The organism is Hyphomicrobium sp. DY-1, from assembly GCF_047497105.1.
Lineage (GTDB): Bacteria > Pseudomonadota > Alphaproteobacteria > Rhizobiales > Hyphomicrobiaceae > Hyphomicrobium_B.
Window position 1 is genome coordinate 4,463,172 of record NZ_CP134870.1, and the last position, 18,583, is coordinate 4,481,754.

Sequence of the window (18,583 nt, forward strand, 5' to 3'; positions counted from 1 at the left end):
TTAAGCCGCTCTAGTACATCTCGAAGTACTCTTTCTGCTCCCAGTCTGTAACCGCGGCCAGGAAGCGGGCGACTTCATACTCTTTAAGCATGATCATATAGTTCCAGAATTTTTCGCCGACTGCGTCCCTAATGACGGCGCTGTTGCGAAAGCCTTCCACAGCATCCATGAGGCTGCGTGGTAGAAGCGGCGCGTCGGCAAGATAAGCAGCAGCAGCCGGTTTGCCTGGATCCTTTTGCGTGTCGATACCATCGAGTCCGGCGATAAGCTGCGAGGCGATATAGAGGTAGGGGTTCGCCGTCGGCTCGCCGACGCGGTTTTCAACACGAGAGGCGGGGTCGTTTGGCCGTCCGATGACGCGGATCATCGCGCCTCGATTTTCCAGTGCCCAGCCTGCCTTGAACGGCGCGAAACCATCAGGACGCTGACGTTTGTAGCCGTTGATCGTCGGCGTGGTCATGAGAGAGGTTGCCGCCGCATTTTGCAGCAAGCCGCCAACGTAATTCATGCCGTATGCTGAAAGCGGACCCTCTGTGCCTTCGGCCATGAACATATTGGTTTTGTCGGCGATGCGCCGGATGGACTGATGCATATGCCAACCGCTGGGAAAAACATTTGGCACCTGCGGATTTGCCATGAACGTCGCGTGATAGCCGTTGCGGCGGCAGATCTGCTTCACGGCCGAACGAAAGAGCAGAGCGTTGTCGGCAGCGTTCATGGCAGTCATCGGACTAAAAGTTATCTCGCATTGACCGGGCCCCCACTCGTCTTCGACGGTTGCGAGCGGTAGGCCGAGCGCTTCGAGATTGGACTGCAGCAAACGAAGAACCGGGTCGATTTCGTCTCCGCGATTTTCTGTCAGATACTGGTAGCCGTGGGAGATCATCGACACCTTCGGCGGCTCCGGCGGATAGCCGCTTTCTTCAGGCCGGAGGCTCGGGTCTTCGAGCTTGAAAACGTAAAATTCGAACTCAAGACCGACAACCATCTCAAGGCCTTTTTCCTCGAGACGCTCAAGCTGGCTGCGCAGAACTTGGCGCGTCGACAGAGGACACGGAGTACCGTTCGAAAGATAAGCGTCGCTTAGGATCCAGCCGGTGTCCGGCGCCCACGGCAGAACATGAAATGTCGACGGGTCAGGCACAAGCACACCGTCGGGAAGCCCGATCATCTCGGGAACGTTCAGTTTATTGGAATCGCCGAACGGCGCGACGATAGGATGGTTCGTCGTATCGAAGATCGCCGTGACAAGTTGAAAATCTTTGCCGCTTTTTAGGTTTGAGCGAAATTCCGCAGCCGTCACCGTCTTGCCGCGCACGATGCCGTGCTGGTCACCCCAGCCGATGCGGATGCACTTGATGTTTTCGCGTTCGATCCTGGCGATCAGATCGGCGGCCATGAGTTTTTGCTCTTCGCTCCAGAGGCCGTGGTCTTCGATGAAATGAGGCTGCTTGGCCGACATCATGCTGTCCTTAGTTTGGAGTTCGAGATTATTGCGTGCGGTGGCCGGCGCCGCGCGCCGGAACCACCAGTTGCGTAAGTTTATCGCTGTTTTGCCGCGTGTTCGGCAGAGGCGAGCATCCCGTCGGGCAGGCCCTGATAGATGAGCCTGCCGATTTTTTCGAATTTTGTCGGATTGGTTGCTTTGATAAAGAACGCGCCGGCGAGGCCCACTGCGAAGATCGCAATGTCGAGCGGGATGATCCATTCCGCGAACGCAAAGCCGCCACCAAGGAACTCCATGTTCGTCGCGCAAAGATAGAGCGCAAACGCTTGCGAGAGAAACGCCAACGTCGGCGCGATAAACGTCGACCAACGGCCTGCCTCAGACGGGTGATTTTTCTTGAAGTAGACAATCACCGCAAGCGACACGATGGCCTGAGCGGCGAGCACGAGGATCGTCCCCATCAGCGCCATGAGGGAGAACAACCCGGCGTAGGCATCGGTCTTCGCGTCATCGGAACCGATGAAGACGGCGAATGCAGCGATGACGAGGATCGCAATCACCGATTGGACGACGGACGCGACATACGGCGTTTTATGAACGACGTGGGTCCGCGCTAATGCCTTCGGAAACACGCCCTCGCGACCCAACGCATAGAGATACCGGGCAGCAGTGTTATGAAAAGCCATGCCGCAGGCGAACGAACTCGTCAGAACGAGATAGCTCATAATTGATGTCACCCACGGCCCGAGTAGCTTCGTGGCTGGATCGAAAAAGAACGTCGCAGAGTTGTTCTGCGCGGCGTCGATCAAAGAATGGAAGTCGGGATAGGATGAGACCACGGCCCAAGTGGTGATCGTGTAGAACACCCCTAGGCAGATGACGGACACGTAAAGCGAAATGGGCACGATCTTTTTCGGATTGACCGACTCTTCGGCATAGTTCGGAGCCATTTCGAAGCCGACCCAGGACCAGAAAGCGAAGAACAATCCGATACCAGCGGCGCCGCCCAGCAGTTTGCCGTCGGGTTCGAAACCTTGAAAGGCGCCGATGGGATTGAGCGCCGATAACGATACCGTCGCGCCGTGACCAGCATGCGCAAAGATGCCGAGGTCGAAGAACAGAAGAATGAGAACTTCTGCGACTAACGCAACGCCGAGGAGTGCAGCAGATAATTGAACCTCGAAATACGTCAGCACCGAAATCAGAACCACCATGCCGACCGCGAGAGGCGCCCACGGCACATTGATACCGAAGAGCTCAGTGAGCTTAAGGTTCAGGAAATACGCGAGGCCGCCAGCAAGCGCGGGTTCGAAGATCGCGTATGCGGCGACGGCACAGAATCCAAAGGCCATGCCGAGTTCACGTCCGAGACCGTGACTGATGAAGGAATAGAATCCGCCGACTGCCGATACTTTCGAGGCCATTGCTGCGTAGCCGACGGAAAACAGCAGAAGGATCGCCGTCGCAACTAGGAACGCCGCGGGCGCGCCGTATCCGTTGCCGTTACCGACGACAATCGGAATGTTCAAAAGGCTGGCCGTCATTGGGGCGGCTCCCGTCAGCGTCAGAAAGAGAACGCCGACGAGCCCAACGGCCTTTGGTTTCAAAAGATGAAGGTCTTCTTGTTTGGTGACGTCAAACGTCGACCGGTCGGCAACTTTCGCGGCGGCCGTGCTACCATCTACAGACGGATACATGCGCTTTCCCCTGCTTCAGCTTGGGGCGTCCCGTCGAGCCCCTTCCGTCAACGCCACTGCAAGCTATGTACCAAATAGAACAGATTATGCAATATGTGTGTTGTTTAGTTCCATAAATAACAGAGATATGTACCAAATTTTCCAAATCGGTTATCGACGTTAAGATCAGTTATGGGCGCGCGAATCTCTCTCAGGAGCCAGCGCGTGCACGAAATTTCACCGATTTGGAGCGGGAATGCTGTACTATTTGGCACGAACCCGGCTTGGCTCAGAGGCAATGGACGACCTGGAGCGCTATTAATGACCGGCCTGCCTCACACCACTGTCGCGGAAATGATCCGCCGGCGGTTAGACCAACTGACGCCAACGGAGCGCAAAGCCGCTCTTATTCTGTTGGGCAACTATCCGGTTCCCGGGCTGCAGACGGTGGCGCAGTTCGCCAAGCAAGCAGATGTGAGCAATCCCACCGTTCTGCGCTTGATTGCTAAGCTCGGGTTCGGCGCGTACGCGGATTTTCAGCAACGTCTACGCGACGAGTTGGAAGCGCGTCTCCGATCACCGCTGACAAAAGACGTCCTCTCGGCCGACGCGCGAGATTTGGCGGAGGTTCCTCCATTTGCCAAGTACTGGGAATCCGTATCGAGCGCGATGGCCGCATCGATGCACCTGATACGGCCTTCGGAATTTGACGGTGCCATTGCCTTGCTCGCACAAGAAGCTCGACCGGTGACGATCCTGGGCGGTCGTCTCACATCAAGCCTTGCGCTGCAGGCGTATCTTCACTTGCGCGAATTGCGCTCGAACGTGACCATCATTGACAGCCAGACGGCGACCTGGGCGGAGCATCTCCTGGGAGTGACATCGTCGGACACATACCTGCTGTTTGACATTCGTCGCTACCAGGATGACGTCGTGCGCATGGGAAAGGAAGCGGCTGCTCGCGGAGCGAAGATTATCCTGTTCACGGATGAGTGGTTGTCGCCGTTATCTGCCGTCGCCGAGCACGTCTTCGCGTTGCGGATCGCGGTCAATTCCAATTGGGATTCTTTTGCTCCGATCTCGGTTCTGATCGAGGCGATGATCGCGCGCCTCAGCGCGCTGCGTTGGCCCGAGGTGAAGGCGCGCATGGAAGAGCTAGAGGCGATCCGCCGAAAACTCGATGCCGGATAGCGCAGCCGTACATCGATCAATGCCGTCTCGGCATCCTTCTCTACTGTCGACCAGCCGACGTCCGCTAAGGATACGGACATGGCCGGGTACCGCTTTCAATCCGTCGGCGCGCTTCTCCTACCGATTAGTCTGGAGGACCGCGTACATTTTCGTATGCGTACCTGCCGAGGGATAGCCCACGGGCGCCACCTCATTGCATTGGAAATCTATGTGCTTGATATTGCGGAGAAACCTGACAGCGCGGCAGCGCCGAATGCGCGCCATCAAAACAATGGTCACGGGGGCCTTGTACCCGCTTTGCGCGCCGATTGGAGGGGGAATTTGTGTCGCCGTCGACGCTGGCGCCGATGCATAGCGCGATCAACCACCCGCGCAAACTTCCTTTGCAACGCCAATCCAAACACTCTTAATAACGTCGGGTTTGTGCGATCGACCGGGCTGTAGCAGCGCATGGTGAGACGAGCAATTCGGCTTTTGCAACGCGTGGCCATTCTTGGCCTCGGCGCTTTGAGCATCTGGCTGATCGTCGACGTCTTCAAGTTCGTCGATCACCGGTTGCCACCGATCCTGGCGCTGAGCGTGGCCTACGCAATTGGCGCCTATCTCATCCTTCCGAATGCGGTCAGAATGGGCCTTAAAATCCAACGGGCGCGACATGTACCGAGCTTCACAATCACGGGCGATGGTCTGCCGGGTGATCCGATCAATGTGGCCCTGGCCGGGACATTCCAACAGCTGCGCGATGCCTTCGCCGCCGCCGGTTGGGTTGAAGCTGATCGTCTGACGCTGGAAAGCTCGTGGCGCATGGCGAAGGCCTTCGTCCTCAACGAACCCTATCCGACGGCGCCGTTCAGCACGCTGTACCTATTCGGACGCGGACAGGATATCGGCTTTCAAAAGGCGATCGATAACAGTCCGCGCAAACGTCATCACATCCGCTTTTGGGCGCAAGGGCTCGACTATGCACAGGCGAACGCCAATACGCTCGACTTCTGGCTCAATACCGATCGTCCCGGCGAAGAGGAGCGCGTTCTTTGGATCGGCGCCGGCACACGCGACACGGGATTTTCCCTTACGCGTCTGACCTTCCAAATCACGCACGCGACCGACCCCGATACCGACATCGAACGCGAATTCATCGTCAGCGAATTGACCGGCTGCGGCGCCATCGCGGGTGCAAGGCTCTATCGCGCCGGCGATCAGGTGAAGACCGGACGCGTCAACCACTATGTGACGGACGGTGACGTTGCCATTGCGGAAATCGCGATTGCAGCAACGGCTGCCTAAAAACCCGATTTAAACGGGCGACAAACGAACTTCGCTAGTCTTCTTACGTCCCGACCGATAGCCGGGAACATTATGACGACTATTGTGGTGGTGCGTCCCCGCCTTTCGCTGAGCGTCCCGTAGTCGAATAAAGAGGCAATGTGCCGACGTTGAATGCTCTGGCGTCGTAATCGCGCAATTCCATGGCGAACGTCACTTCGGCTGGACCGTGATGGAAAAACTTGTCGAGCGGCCCGAAATCGTTCACTTCGGCTTTGTCGAGAACCAAGCGGAATTTGTAGACGCCGAGATCGCGAATGAGCTGGTCCGGCTTCTCTTTCGCGCCATCGGTGAAGAAAAGGACGGTCTCAGTCTTGCTCGCCTTGCCCGGCAAGGGAATGGGCGCGAACGCATCGAATGCCAGCGAACGGGCTTTTTCCATGGACCAGCGGCCAAAATTGGCAGCGTAGAAATGCTTGGTTTCATTGGTTTTGGTGTTGGTTGCTTCCAACTCCATCGACATGACGGTTCCGGTCCGGCCGCCGTCGTTCAGGAGCGTGACGGGAACTTCGATGACTTCGAAGTTGCTGTTGTTGTACGGCGCGCTGAATTGAATGACCGGCGGCACGAAAATCTTGATATCCGGCGCTTTCAGCGAGCTGTCCCAAAGGCTGTAACCCGAGAATGCGAGTGCCAGCGCCGATATCGCTGCGGAAAATGACCGGCTGCTGATGCCGGAAGAATTTCCACTTTCCCGCTGCGAACCTTCACCCTCGATTTCATGCTGCTCTTTCGTCATTCCCTACGCTCCAACGCCTATGCGGGCGGCATAGCAATCAGCCTTGCCCTAGCCCGTCAAGAACTGAGCGCCGATGGCACGCAGCTTCCGGAAGCAGTGTGCTCGCGGCGAAACGCGGAGGGGCTTTTTTGCCTTCATTCATAAAGCTGGCATTGATATTTTTGAGCGCTTTGCCTGCGTCGCCGTTCTTTCTTGTCATCAAACCCTTGACACAACCGCACTCGCAACCGCGCTCTGGATGCACGATGTTTCGCGGTGTGGGACTGCTTCCGGGTGGGACCGATCTCAGCAATTGGAATTATCGAAAGGAAACAATCCATGTCCGACAAACGACTTTCAGCGTTGATTGTCGGCGCGTCGCGCGGCCTGGGCCTCGCCCTCGCCGAGGAATATCTGCGACGCGGCTGGCACGTGGTTGCGACCGTGCGCGGCCAGACGAAAACAGCGCTTCACGATCTGCAAGCGAGACACGCCGGATCGCTCGAAATCGAAACGGTCGATATCGTGGCGCAAGATCAAGTTGCGGCGTTGCGTGATCGGCTGGCGGGGAGAACGTTCGACCTGCTGTTCGTCAACGCGGGTGTTGCTAACGATCCGGATGAAACGATCGGCAATGTTTCGACGGACGAGTTTATTCGCGTGATGGTCACCAACGCCCTCAGCCCGATGCGTGTGATCGAGGCACTCGATGGGCTCGTCTCGCCGTCCGGCACCATCGGCGTCATGTCGTCGGGCCTCGGCAGCGTGGCCGATAACGAGCACGGCGGCTGGGAGGTGTATCGCGGCAGCAAGGCGGCGCTCAATACATTCATGCGCAGCTACGCGGCCAGGCAACGGGGCAGCCGCCGCTCTCTCGTTATCATTGCGCCGGGCTGGGTCCGCACCGACATGGGCGGCCCACACGCGACGCTCGGTATCGAGGAAAGCATTCCGCGCGTCGTCGACACGATATCGGCTCAGTCGGGAACGCCGGGCCTGAAATATCTCGACTATATGGGCCGCGCCGTGCGGTGGTGACGCGCGAGGCCTCGTTCAGCTAGGGCGAGGCTTTCACAGTCGAACCGACGACGGCCGCGACGGCCTTGGAGTCGCCCGGCGTCGGCTCGCGATCGGCCGGCTCTTCAGTGGTGCCGGGTGCGTTCTCGATGGCATCCAGCCACTCGGCCGTCCGCGCGAAATCCGGATCGGCGCGAAAGCGTGCGCTCGCCACGAAGCCATCCGAACGGCTGATGGCCTGAGCGATCAGCTTGCGAAATTCGGGCACGTCGAAATAGGACGCGTGCACCAGTTCTTTCCAGGTGAAATACGTACTGATGGCAGTATCGGCTGTATGCGGCGGTACGGCGAACCGGATTTGCCCGATCGCGTGGCGGAACTTGGCGATCGTCAAACTTGCGGCGGCATTGGAGTAATTGGTGACGAGATCGGCGACCGCCGCAGGAAGGCGCGGCTGAGATTTTTCGACCCACGTCGGCCGGTCCAGGGCACCGATAGCAACCTCGCCGTCTGTGTCGTTGCCGTAAGCGGCGCGCTTTACTTCCGAGTTCGTGATGCCATTCAGGATTTTCGCCAATCCCGCGCTGACCACTGTCGCGATGCCTTGAATCACGACCATAAGAACGAGAGCCAAAATGCCAAGAATGGCTGGAACGATAATCGCGGGCACGAAGATCGTACCAAACCAGCGCAGCCGTGGGTCTCGCAGATCTGTCGTTCCCAGCGCCCAAGATAATTCGTCGGTGACGACGTGCAGCAGAAGGCCGCTGTTTGTCGCGATATCTTCGCCGTTTCCGCAGAGCGTTTCGCAGGGCTGCCCGTTCTTCTCGAAGAAGCGTTTCTTGAAGCGCATTCCCCGTTCGATAGCGTCAAGATTGGGGTATTTCTGCTCAAGTTCGTTGCGTTTCTGGCGATATTGCTGCCACGCAGCCTTCGGATCCGACGGCTTTGGGACCGCCGCACCGCTCTCGGTCTTCACGGCCTCGCCTTCGCCGCGCCAAGCGGCCATCAGCTGGCTGCGAAGATCCTTCAACGCCGCCTCCGCTTCGGGTGAAGCGTTGGCGTCGTAAATCTCGGTTTTCATCCAGTTCGCGATTCCAACCATCTTGGCCGGCGACAGCAGAATGGCAAAATATATGATCGGCAGTGCAATGACGGACAGGAGCGTGATCGACGAGACGGCAAACGATTTATCAAAAAAATCGAGTTTGGCGTCGGGCAGCAGCGAGAGCCCTTGGATCGCTTCGTCATCGGGATGAGACAGCGGCAACCATCGCGGGGCGAAATTTATGCGGGCACGGCTCGTCGTTCGTTTTCGGTAGCTGAGCAGACTGCGGCGGTCCAGCCAGTGCAGGACGACATAGAAGACCAAGGCCGGTAAGCTTGCAAGAACGCCCGTAAAGATTGATACGCGAGGAAAGACTCCGCCGAACAAGGTTCGTCCGCCGTCGAACTGTGTTGCGATCAGATACACGAGATACATGATCAGCAGCATCATCGAGGCGACGAAGATCACCTTCCGCATCAAGCTCAAACGGGTAAGCAACCAAAGCTCTTTCCGAAGCTTCAGGAATGGCGTGCCGACAGTGATCCAGCGCTTAAGGTTGGCGAGCGGACGGCGGCGGGCGGCGTTGTTCAGCAATGCGTCGGAGACGATGGAGCCGCCGTGGCTATGGCCAACGATGCAATAGGGCTCACTCTTGGTTTCGAGGTCGCGCATGACTTTCGTCAGCCGGTCGCCAGCCTCGCGGCGTTCGACTTCGCTGTTGTCGCCGGCCCAAGAGAATGGAACGAAATTCAGTTCACCGTCCCGCGCCTCGACGCAGGCGCGCATGTCCTTTTCGAACGTGCTACCCGCTTCCCACCACTGCAATTCCGGCATCGGACCGCCATTCGGATCAGCCGATGTCGGCGCCGCAAACGTTCCGTGCACGGCAATGATCGTCGCCAAAGCCCCCTCCCCTGGTCGCCGCACGTGTCGCGCAGGCCTATGGGCGGATGATGGCGCATCCGATAGAAAGTATCATTCCACGGATGCGATTTGGCGCGCGAAGTCCAGGCCGTGTTGCAGCGAATCCCCTGTCATTTTTTACGTGCAGACGCGAATGGAATGGCTGATGTCTGCGAACAATTCGACCTTCGGCGAAATCCGACGCGCAATGTGAACCTTGTGCGTCAGGCACGTGTGGCATGCCAGCACGCGCGTTTTAGATGCGGGTTTGTTCTCTCGCTCAGAACAATCTGTGCACGTTCACGTTCACCTAAATTTTCCGCAATCTCCCTCACATCCGACTTTCAAGCCCTGATGAGTAGAGAAAACCGAGGCCGACTACTGTTTTCTCCACTGAGCATTTGCGTGCTGATCAATCGCACGCTTTCTTATGGAGGGACACTTCGACAATGAGCCAGCAGCCTGCAGCCCATCTTCAGCGCTCGGTTATTCATCTTCTTCGGCGCGTCGATCAGTGCGCAACGCAGCTTTATTCTACGGAAACGGCCGACAACGACCTGACCCTTCGCCAGCTTGCCATCCTTACGGCGATCTCCCGTCAGGAAAACCTGAGCCAGACCGATCTTGTCACGATTACGGGCATCGACCGTTCTACGGTCGCAGGAATCGTAAGCCGTCTTATCCGCAAGGGCCTACTTGAGCGCAAACGCTCGCCGCTCGACGGTCGCGCCTACTGCGTCCGCCTTTCCAAGCGCGGCGCAAAAGCGATTGCGGGCGCTGACCGCCTCTACTCGCGCGTCGAAAAGAAATTGCTGGCCGGCGTCCCTGCTGCAGAGGCGAGCCAATTTGTCTCGACTCTAAAGTCGATCCTGTCCGCACACGACGAAACGGCAGCGTCTGCATAAAGAATAACCCATCATAACCGCCGACGCCGCCGATAGTTCCATCCGTAGAATTATCGGCGGTTCCTCTCTCTTTGCGTTTGACGTTCCTCCCTCGGCCCGTATCATCTGTGAGCGGGCAGGGATAAAAAAATGTTGCGCATTCTTGAGGATTCCACTCAGTCAGCCGGGGACGAGCTGACAGAATGGTCCATTTCCACATCAGATGTTCATCCGCGCGATCGGTTCGAATACTGGTTCGAGACTAGCCGCAAGGTACTTGGGCCTTTCGAGACGCGGCCAGACCATCCAACACGTTTCGAAGGCGACCTGCGGCATCTGCGGCTGCCCGGCATGGCAATTTCGATTTTTCGCTGCAATGGAATGACGGCGTGGCGCACCAAGCGCCAGGCGGCCCAGCTTGCCGATGTCGTGCACATTGCAGTGCAGCTCGGCGGCAGTGTCCGAATTACACAAGACGGCCGCGAGGCCGAGCTCAAGAATGGCGATCTCTGCATTGTCGATGCTGGGCGTCTCGGCACGTTCGTTCAATCCGCTGATGCTTACTGCCTCGTGATTGAAGTCTCGCGTCGCGATTGCGAAGTGCGACTCGGTCCGCTGGCGCGATGGACCGCGCGGCGGGTCGATGGACGGCACGGCGGCGGCGCACTGGCTTCGACGTTTGCCCAATTGCTGCCCGACCAGCTTTCCTATCTGAGCGCGTCCTCGCAATCGCAGGTCAAGCTGCAGCTGCTTGATCTCGTCGCACTCGCGCTGAAGGATTCCGAAGGTGACGATTTCGTTCATTCATCGGCACGTCTCGCCTCCCTCCTTCGGCTCAAATCCGTCGTCGATGACAACCTATCGAATTGCAGTGCAACATGCGAAGACCTGGCCAACGCTGCCGGCATTTCGGTCCGCTACGCCAATCAATTGCTTGATGCCGAGCAAACATCCCTTCAACGCCTATTATTCAGCAAAAGGATCGAAAAGTGCCAGGCTGCGCTTGCTGACCCGGCGCAAGCGCATCGCCAGATCAGCGACATCGCCTATTCGTGGGGGTTCGGCGACGTCTCGCATTTCGGACGGCTCTTTAAAGCCCTGGTTGGAATGACGCCACGAGATTTCAAAAAGCGTCAGCTCGCCCACGTTGACCGAATTTGAAGAAATCCCGGTCATAATCGGCGTCGGCGGAACTTCACGCCTTTATTAGCGTTTCGAAAGGCCCTCTCGTTCAAAGGGGCTGAGATTTTGCCTTTGCGCGCCGCTGAGGCCATCTGTCGTCAAATTTTGGGGCTATCGAACTTAAGCATTCAAAGCGCATCGGACCCCTCGGGAGCTTCAGCGAATAGGATCCGTCTTGAGCAGGCAACAGGAATTGTTAGCTCTGGCCTTGGCGTTCCGTTCCAAGGCTGCCGTCAAGGCAGATGAACTTGCGGTTCGCTCATCTGTTCTGCTCACGCGCATCGTCTTCTTCGGCCTGCTGCTGCTGCCCTTCTTTGAACCCAACAGCTTCTCCATCGTTCGCGCCGGACGGCTGAGTTCGCCGCCCGCACTTGAGTTGCATGCGCGAGTCGATGTTCCGCCGATTATTCCCTCATCACCGAAGGCGCCAACGCTTCAAGCCGACAGCCCACCTGTCGACAAAAAGGCCGACGCGGCGCCGACGGATAAAGCGGCGGATGCGGCCGGACCGAATTTGCCGGCGTCATCGAATGCGGGCCAGACAGTTCCGACGCTACCCGCCCAGAGCGAGGCTTCGGCGAAACCGGTCCCGCCAGGCAAACAGAGCGCGCCCGAATGGACCGAGGCCGAGATCGCATCGGCGAAGCAGGATTGTACGCGGCTGCTCGGCAAAATAACCGTCGTCAGCGAAGAATTGCCGCCGGTCCGCGAAGGTATTTGCGGCGCGCCGGCTCCGTATCTTCTGAAGGCGGTCGGCGAGAGCAAGGTCAGAATTGAGCCCGCAGCAACGCTCAACTGCCAGATGATCGCAGGGCTCAACTCGTGGGTCACCGACAAGCTCGAGCCCGCCGCGAAAAAAACCGTCGGTTCATCGATCGTGCGCGTCATTGCGGGGTCCTACTCGTGCCGCAACCGCTACGGGCTTGCGCGTGCGCCCATCAGTGAGCATGCCCTGATGAATGCCATTGACGTCTCGGCCTTCGTTCTAGCGGATGGCAAGGTCATCCGCATTTCGAAAGACTGGGGTCCGACGGAGGAAGAATTAAAACGGGCGCAAAAGGCAAGCGATGCCGCAGCGCCCGCCGAGAAGGCAAAGTTCGAGGTTGCCGCATCCAAGCTCGGCGCGCATGACATCGCCAAGAATAGCGATGAAAAAGACAAGAGCGACGAGAAACCCAAAGCCGACCCGAAAGCGAAGGCGAAATCTCCGGAAGAGCTAAAGGCGGAGCAGGAAAAGCAGGCCAAGTCGGCCTTCCTGCACCAAGCGCACGATGGCGCCTGCAATATTTTCGATACCGTGCTCGGGCCTGAGACGAACGAAGCTCACCGCGATCACCTTCACCTCGACATGAAGGAACGCAAGCGGCATCTGACACTGTGCGAATAGACGCGCTGCTTCAGCTTAGCTCTATTCCGCTGGAATCTTGATCGGAGATGGCGCGATCTGCGCCACCTCGTTCTCGATCACGGTGAAAGGACGTGGCGCGTCACCCGCGCGCTTGATGTCGAGCATCATCTCGAACGATCTTTCGAGATTGCGCGTGTATCGCGCGGGATCGAAAAGCGGTGTGCTTTCTCTATTCGCCGCGAGTTTCTGTCGGATCGCGCCAAGCTTCGTCTTGTTCTGAGCCAATTCCAGCGCCAGGTCGCTGTAATCGGCGAGATTGGTCGTAATCAGCTCGGGCAACTCTATTGCCGACAGCAGACTGGCGGCGACGCGACCCGCAAACGTGTCGCCGAGACACGTCAGGACCGGCAAACCGGCCCACAGTGCGTCTGTCGTCGTCGTATGGGCGTTACAGGGCAGCGCATCAAGGAAAAGATCGGCAAAGCGATGGCGTGCGAGATGCTCGGCGATTGGCATGCGCTTGGCAAAAACGAGCCGGGTTGGATCGACGCCCCTCGCCTCGGCCTCGCGGCGCAAATTCTCTGCGCACGTCGTATTCGGCACGAGCAGCCATAGCACCGATCCCGGCACCTTTTGCAGCAACGGCATCCAGACGTCGAACATCGTCGCGTTGAGTTTGTAGCTGTTGTTAAAGGAGCAGAACACGAACGCGTCGTCCGGCAATCCGAAGTCGGCGCGCGACATCGGCGCGTCGGAGATTAGGCGCTGTCGATCATTCGGCTGATAACTGTGCGGCAGATGGACGATCTGTTCCGTGTAGAATTCCTGAGCATCCATCGGCGCGACCATCGCGTCGGCGATGAGGTAGTCGATGAACTCGGCGCCCATTGTGCCTGGATAGCCCAGATAGTTCACCTGGATCGGAGCCGCGCGATAGGCAAAAATCTCGCTGCGCGCATCTCGCGTATATCCTTTGAGATCGACAAGGATGTCGATGGCGTCATCATGGATCGACTGCGCCACGTCACGATTGCGCATCGTCCCGATTTTCTTCAAATGCTCGAACGACCGCAACAAGCGCTGGCGTGTGGCACTGTTGTCTTCGGGACTGTGGCAATAGCCAAAGATCTCGAAGCGGCTGCGATCGATCCGCTCCAGCACCTCGGCGAAAAGCATCGCGGTTGCGTGCTCGAAGAAATCGCAGGAGACAAATCCGACGCGGATGCGCTCCCCGGCCCCGAGGCGGCTGCGATAAGAGGTAAACCGCGAAGACGGCGGAACGTCGAATGTTCTGGTGTAGCTCTGTGCTGCCTTGAGTTGATCGCTCGGCTTTGCGCGCAATGCAATCAGCTGGAATGGCGCAATGCTTACGTTTCTCGTCCGGAAGATTTCGAGGCAGACGCGCTCTTCTTCATCCACGCCATCCCAATCGCACATCAATCGCCGCAGATTGATGTATTCGAAGCGATTGACGATCTCGTCGGGCGCGCATTCAAGGCATTTCTGGAAGGCTGCGCGCGCCTCGTCGTAATTTTCGCGCTGCTTCTGGACGATAGCGAGGTTGTAGTATGCATACGCGAGCATCGGATTGAGTTTTATCGCGTGCTCCAGTGCCTGAACGGCGCCAGCGTGCATGTTCATGCCGCTGAGAAGCATGCCGACACAAGCATACCCCTCTGCCCGATTGGGGTCGATCGCGAGACCCGCTTGATAACTCGCCAAGGCATCTTGGCGGTATCCCAGTCCTTCGTACGACAGCGCCAGATTGAAATGATAATCGGCAACACCGGGGTTGGCGACGATTGCACGACGGCCGAGATCGGCCGCCTCCTCAAAGCGCCGATTTTCGCGCAGGTACGTGGCCAAGTGATCGAACTTCCTGGCGCGCTCCTCGTTAGAATCTGATTGGGCCTCGATTTCGGCGATGCGTGTCCCAGTCAAGCCGAGCATCGTCGACAGACGCAGTTCGAGAGTTTTCGCCTCATTGAGTTCCGGGTCCAGCGCCAACGCTCGATTGCAATAGGCCGTCGCGGATTCGATGTCGTTCGATTTGAAGTGAAGTTCACCGAGGCGCGCGAGAACGAGCGGCTGGTTCGGTTTTAAGTTGAGAGCATTGAGAAAAGCCGTCATGGCCTCAGCGTCGTTGTTGGCAACGCGCAAGAGATTGCCGAGAATAGCGTGACCATTTGCGTTCCCCGGCTGCAGAGCCAGACATTCGCGACAAGCCTCAATGGCTTCTTTCGAACGGCTCAGCTCGCCAAGGATGATTGCCAGGTTGAGCCACGCCTCGTGATAGTCGGGCTTGGCGGTGACGCTTTGGCGAATGAAATCGACCGCGCCTTCCAGATCGCGGCGCTGGAAGGCGATCAGGCCGAGATGGTGGAGGCTCGGCGGATGCTCAGGAACGAGCGAGAGCACACGACGATGAGCGATCTCCGATTCGTCGAGACGGCCCGCTTTCAAGGATTGCACTGCGTCGTGATAATGCCGGGCGACGTCGGCATTTCGACCGGACTGCGGTGCCGCTCGCGAAACTGCCTCTGCGCGCCGCCGCTCTCTTCTATTCATCGTCGCTGCCCGATCCTCTCAGCCGCATAAAAAACGCCGGAGTCGAGTTTGACTCCGGCGTCATGTGCGAGGCTTGCACCGATGAGGAACCGGCCGAGATTTTTATTCCGCCGGATGCGCGGGCGATTCGCTCTGCTCCGGCCGGCTGCGGCGCAAACTAGAGAGCCAACGACAGACGACGTAAAACACCGGCGTGAAGATCAAGCCGAAGAACGTCACGCCGATCATGCCCGAAAACACCGCCGTGCCGAGAGCCTGACGAAGCTCGGCGCCGGCGCCGACTGCCCAGACCAGCGGAACGACGCCGAGAATGAAGGCGAGCGACGTCATGATGATCGGCCGCATTCGGAGCCGTGCAGCTTCCGTTGCCGCCTCAAAGCGGTTTCGGCCCTGACCTTCAAGTTGCTCAGCAAACTCCACGATTAGAATCGCGTTCTTTGCCGCCAAACCTATGAGCACGATGAAGCCGACCTGGGTGAGGATGTTGTTGTCCATACCGCGGATGACGACGCCGGAGATCGACGCGATCAAGCTCATCGGCACGATCAAGATGACCGCAAGCGGCAGCGTCAGGCTTTCAAACTGCGCGGCCAGCACAAGGAACACGAACGCGACGCCGAGCGCGAAAGCGAACACCGCCGTATTGCCGGCGCGGATCTGCTGGAAGGCGAGATCGGTCCATTCGTAGCTAAAGCCGGGCGGCAGTGTTTCATCAGCCATCTTCTCCATGATGCTGATCGCCTGGCCCTGCGAATAGCCGGGCGCCGCCGAACCATCGAGTTCGGCAGCCGGATAGAGGTTGTAGCGCGGAACACGCGACGGACCGGAAATGTCACTCACAGTCACGAACGACCCAAGCGGAACCGTATCGCCGTTGTTGTTTCGGACACGGATATTTAGCGCATCCTGCGGGGTCAGGCGGAAGGCGCCATCAGCCTGCGCAGTGACACGGAACGTGCGTCCCAGGATGTTGAAGTCGTTGACGTAGAGCGATCCCAGATAGGTTTGCAACGCCGAGAAGACGTCCGGAATATTGATGCCGAGCATCTCAGCCTTGACGCGGTCGATGTTGAGAAAGAGCTGCGGCGTTGCCGTCTCAAACAGCGAGAAGACCTGCCGGACGCCTTGCGTCTGGGCTGCTTTGGCCATCATCGCATTGACGGCCTGCTGCAATGCCTGCGAGCCCGCGCCGCTGCGATCTTCGACCATCATACGGAAGCCGCCAGCGTTGCCGAGACCGCGAACAGGTGGCGGCGCAACGACCAGAACGAGACCTTCCTGAATCGCCGAGAACTTTTTCAGCAGTTCGGTGCGGATATTCGCCGCCGACATTTTGGGATCTTTGGCGCGCTCGGCGAAGTCTTTCAGCACCACGAAGACGGCACCGGTGTTCGACGCGTTGACGCGTGTCGCACCGGAAAAGCCGACGAGGCTGACGCAATGGGCGACGCCGGGAATCTTCAGCGCCATGTCGACGATCCGCCGGTTCACCGCGTCGGTACGCTCGAGCGATGCGGCCGGAGGAAGCTGGACAACGGTAATCAGGTAGCCACCGTCCTGATCGGGAATGAAGCCGACCGGCGTCTTGCGGAACTCGTTCAGGCCAAACGCGATAAGACCCGCATAGATGACGAGCATGATCACTGCGAAGCGAACGGCGCGGCTAGCGAGCCAGCCGTACCCGTGCGAGAGCCTCTCGAAGCTCCAGTTGAACGCATTGAAGAACGCTCGGATCGGCCACGTGATGATGCTGTGGCGTTCGTGCTCGGCGTGGGGCTTCAACAGGAGAGCGCAAAGCGCGGGCGACAGTGTCAACGACACGATCAACGAGATGACGGTCGCGCCCGCGATCGTCAGCGCGAACTGCCGATAGAACTGGCCAGAGATGCCTGTGATGAACGCCGACGGCACGAAGACAGCGCTCAGCACCAGGGCGATGGCGATCAACGCGGTGCCGACTTCTTCCATCGTCCGATATGCGGCTTCGCGTGGACTGAGCCCGTTCGACATGTTGCGTTCGACGTTCTCGACGACGACGATCGCGTCGTCGACGACGATACCAATGGCGAGCACGAGACCGAACAGCGACAGGTTGTTCAGCGAGAAGCCAAACAGCGCCATGAGGAAGAACGTGCCGACAAGGGATACGGGGATCGCCACGATCGGTATGATCGCCGCGCGCCACGTCTGCAGGAACAGCACGACCACGATCACGACGAGCACGATGGCTTCGAGGATCGTATGAACGACCGCATCGACAGACTGCTGAATAAAGTCGGTCGGGTTATAGACGATCGTATACTTGAGGCCCGGCGGGAAATTCTTTGAAATTTCCTCCATCTCGTCTTTGATCTTCTTCGCCGTCTCGATGGCGTTCGAGCCGGGCAGCTGGAAGATGCCAAGACCGACCGCGGCCTGCTTATCGAGATAGGAATTGATGCCGTAATCGAGACCCGCAAGCTCGACCCGCGCGACATCCTTCACGCGGACAACCGAATTCGATGTCTGCTTGACAACAATGTTTCCGAACTCTTTCGGATCCACCAATCGGCCTAACGTCTGCACCGTAATCTGAAAGGCGCCAGGATTTGGCAAAGGTGGCTGATTGAGAACGCCCGCCGCGACCTGAACGTTCTGTCCGCGAAGCGCAGTGACGACGTCGTCGGCGGTCAAGCTTAGCGACTGCAGCCTGTCGGGATCGAGCCAGACGCGCATCGAATAATCGCGGCCGCCAAAGACCGTGACTGAACCCACACCTTGAATACGGCTCAACTGGTCGATGACGTTGACGTTGGCATAGTTCGAGATGAAGAGCGTATCGCGGGAGTTGTCGGGCGACAACAAATGCACGACCATCATGAGATCGGGCGACGCTTTCGCGACCGTCACACCAATGTTTCGCACGTCGGCCGGCAGTCGGGGAAGCGCGATCTGCACGCGGTTCTGGACCTGAACCTGCGCGATGTCGAGGTTGGTGCCGATATCAAACGTGATCGAAATCGAGAAGCGGCCGTCATTCGTCGAGTTCGACGAAATGTACAGCATGTGCTCGACACCGTTGATCTGCTGCTCGAGCGGCGTTGCGACCGTCGCCGCGACGATACTCGCGCTGGCACCCGGATATTGCCCCGTCACGTTGACGACGGGAGGTGCAATTTCCGGATACTGTGCGATCGGCAAACGGCTGACGGACACCGCGCCGATGATCACAAAAACGATCGAAACGACGGCCGCAAAGATAGGCCGATCGATGAAGAAGTGCGAAAGACGCATGG

At 58.4% G+C, this 18,583-nt stretch carries 12 protein-coding genes; 6 read left to right on the top strand and 6 right to left on the bottom strand.

The annotated features are described in order from the left end of the window. Positions 1-10: 10 nt before the first annotated feature. A complete protein-coding gene (locus RLW41_RS21760) occupies positions 11-1,465 on the bottom strand; it encodes a glutamine synthetase family protein (RefSeq protein ID WP_414462850.1) in 1,455 nt (484 codons plus the stop codon). Between the two features lie 77 nt (positions 1,466-1,542). Then, positions 1,543-3,144: an APC family permease gene (locus RLW41_RS21765; protein WP_414462851.1), complete on the bottom strand. Its 1,602-nt coding sequence runs from the start codon at positions 3,142-3,144 to the stop codon at positions 1,543-1,545. A 300-nt stretch (positions 3,145-3,444) separates the two neighbouring features. On the opposite strand from RLW41_RS21765, the gene RLW41_RS21770 reads away from it, so the two are divergent. Together RLW41_RS21770 and RLW41_RS21775 are read left to right on the top strand one after the other, a co-directional pair. After that, complete coding sequence (locus tag RLW41_RS21770; protein ID WP_414462852.1) at positions 3,445-4,314, top strand: MurR/RpiR family transcriptional regulator; 870 nt, start codon at positions 3,445-3,447, stop codon at positions 4,312-4,314. A 450-nt stretch (positions 4,315-4,764) separates the two neighbouring features. Continuing rightward, a complete protein-coding gene (locus RLW41_RS21775) occupies positions 4,765-5,601 on the top strand; it encodes an LssY C-terminal domain-containing protein (protein ID WP_414462853.1) in 837 nt (278 codons plus the stop codon). 79 nt (positions 5,602-5,680) lie between these two features. Here RLW41_RS21775 and RLW41_RS21780 read toward each other — a convergent pair whose 3' ends face one another. Continuing rightward, complete coding sequence (locus RLW41_RS21780; RefSeq protein ID WP_414462854.1) at positions 5,681-6,379, bottom strand: hypothetical protein; 699 nt, start codon at positions 6,377-6,379, stop codon at positions 5,681-5,683. A gap of 318 nt (positions 6,380-6,697) precedes the next feature. On the opposite strand from RLW41_RS21780, the gene RLW41_RS21785 reads away from it, so the two are divergent. Beyond that, entirely contained in the window at positions 6,698-7,396 is a 699-nt protein-coding gene (locus RLW41_RS21785) for an SDR family NAD(P)-dependent oxidoreductase (protein WP_414462855.1), read from the top strand. A 19-nt stretch (positions 7,397-7,415) separates the two neighbouring features. On the opposite strand, the gene RLW41_RS21790 is transcribed toward RLW41_RS21785, so the two are convergent. Continuing rightward, a complete protein-coding gene (locus RLW41_RS21790) occupies positions 7,416-9,326 on the bottom strand; it encodes a hypothetical protein (protein WP_409560074.1) in 1,911 nt (636 codons plus the stop codon). Between the two features lie 449 nt (positions 9,327-9,775). Between RLW41_RS21790 and RLW41_RS21795 the strand changes: the two genes are divergently transcribed. The 3 genes from RLW41_RS21795 (at position 9,776) to RLW41_RS21805 (ending at position 12,779) form a co-directional block, all read left to right on the top strand. Beyond that, positions 9,776-10,231: a MarR family winged helix-turn-helix transcriptional regulator gene (locus RLW41_RS21795; RefSeq protein WP_013947952.1), complete on the top strand. Its 456-nt coding sequence runs from the start codon at positions 9,776-9,778 to the stop codon at positions 10,229-10,231. Between the two features lie 129 nt (positions 10,232-10,360). Beyond that, complete coding sequence (locus RLW41_RS21800; protein ID WP_409560075.1) at positions 10,361-11,371, top strand: helix-turn-helix domain-containing protein; 1,011 nt, start codon at positions 10,361-10,363, stop codon at positions 11,369-11,371. A 196-nt stretch (positions 11,372-11,567) separates the two neighbouring features. After that, on the top strand, positions 11,568-12,779 hold the full coding sequence (locus tag RLW41_RS21805) for an extensin family protein (protein WP_414462856.1): 1,212 nt from the start codon (positions 11,568-11,570) through the stop codon (positions 12,777-12,779). A 21-nt stretch (positions 12,780-12,800) separates the two neighbouring features. On the opposite strand, the gene RLW41_RS21810 is transcribed toward RLW41_RS21805, so the two are convergent. Together RLW41_RS21810 and RLW41_RS21815 are read right to left on the bottom strand one after the other, a co-directional pair. Next, complete coding sequence (locus tag RLW41_RS21810; RefSeq protein ID WP_414462857.1) at positions 12,801-15,308, bottom strand: tetratricopeptide repeat protein; 2,508 nt, start codon at positions 15,306-15,308, stop codon at positions 12,801-12,803. Positions 15,309-15,410: 102 nt separating this feature from the next. Continuing rightward, the gene (locus tag RLW41_RS21815) at positions 15,411-18,581 is read right to left on the bottom strand and encodes an efflux RND transporter permease subunit (RefSeq protein WP_409560078.1); all 3,171 of its coding nucleotides are present in this window, start codon (positions 18,579-18,581) and stop codon (positions 15,411-15,413) included. Positions 18,582-18,583: the final 2 nt, after the last annotated feature.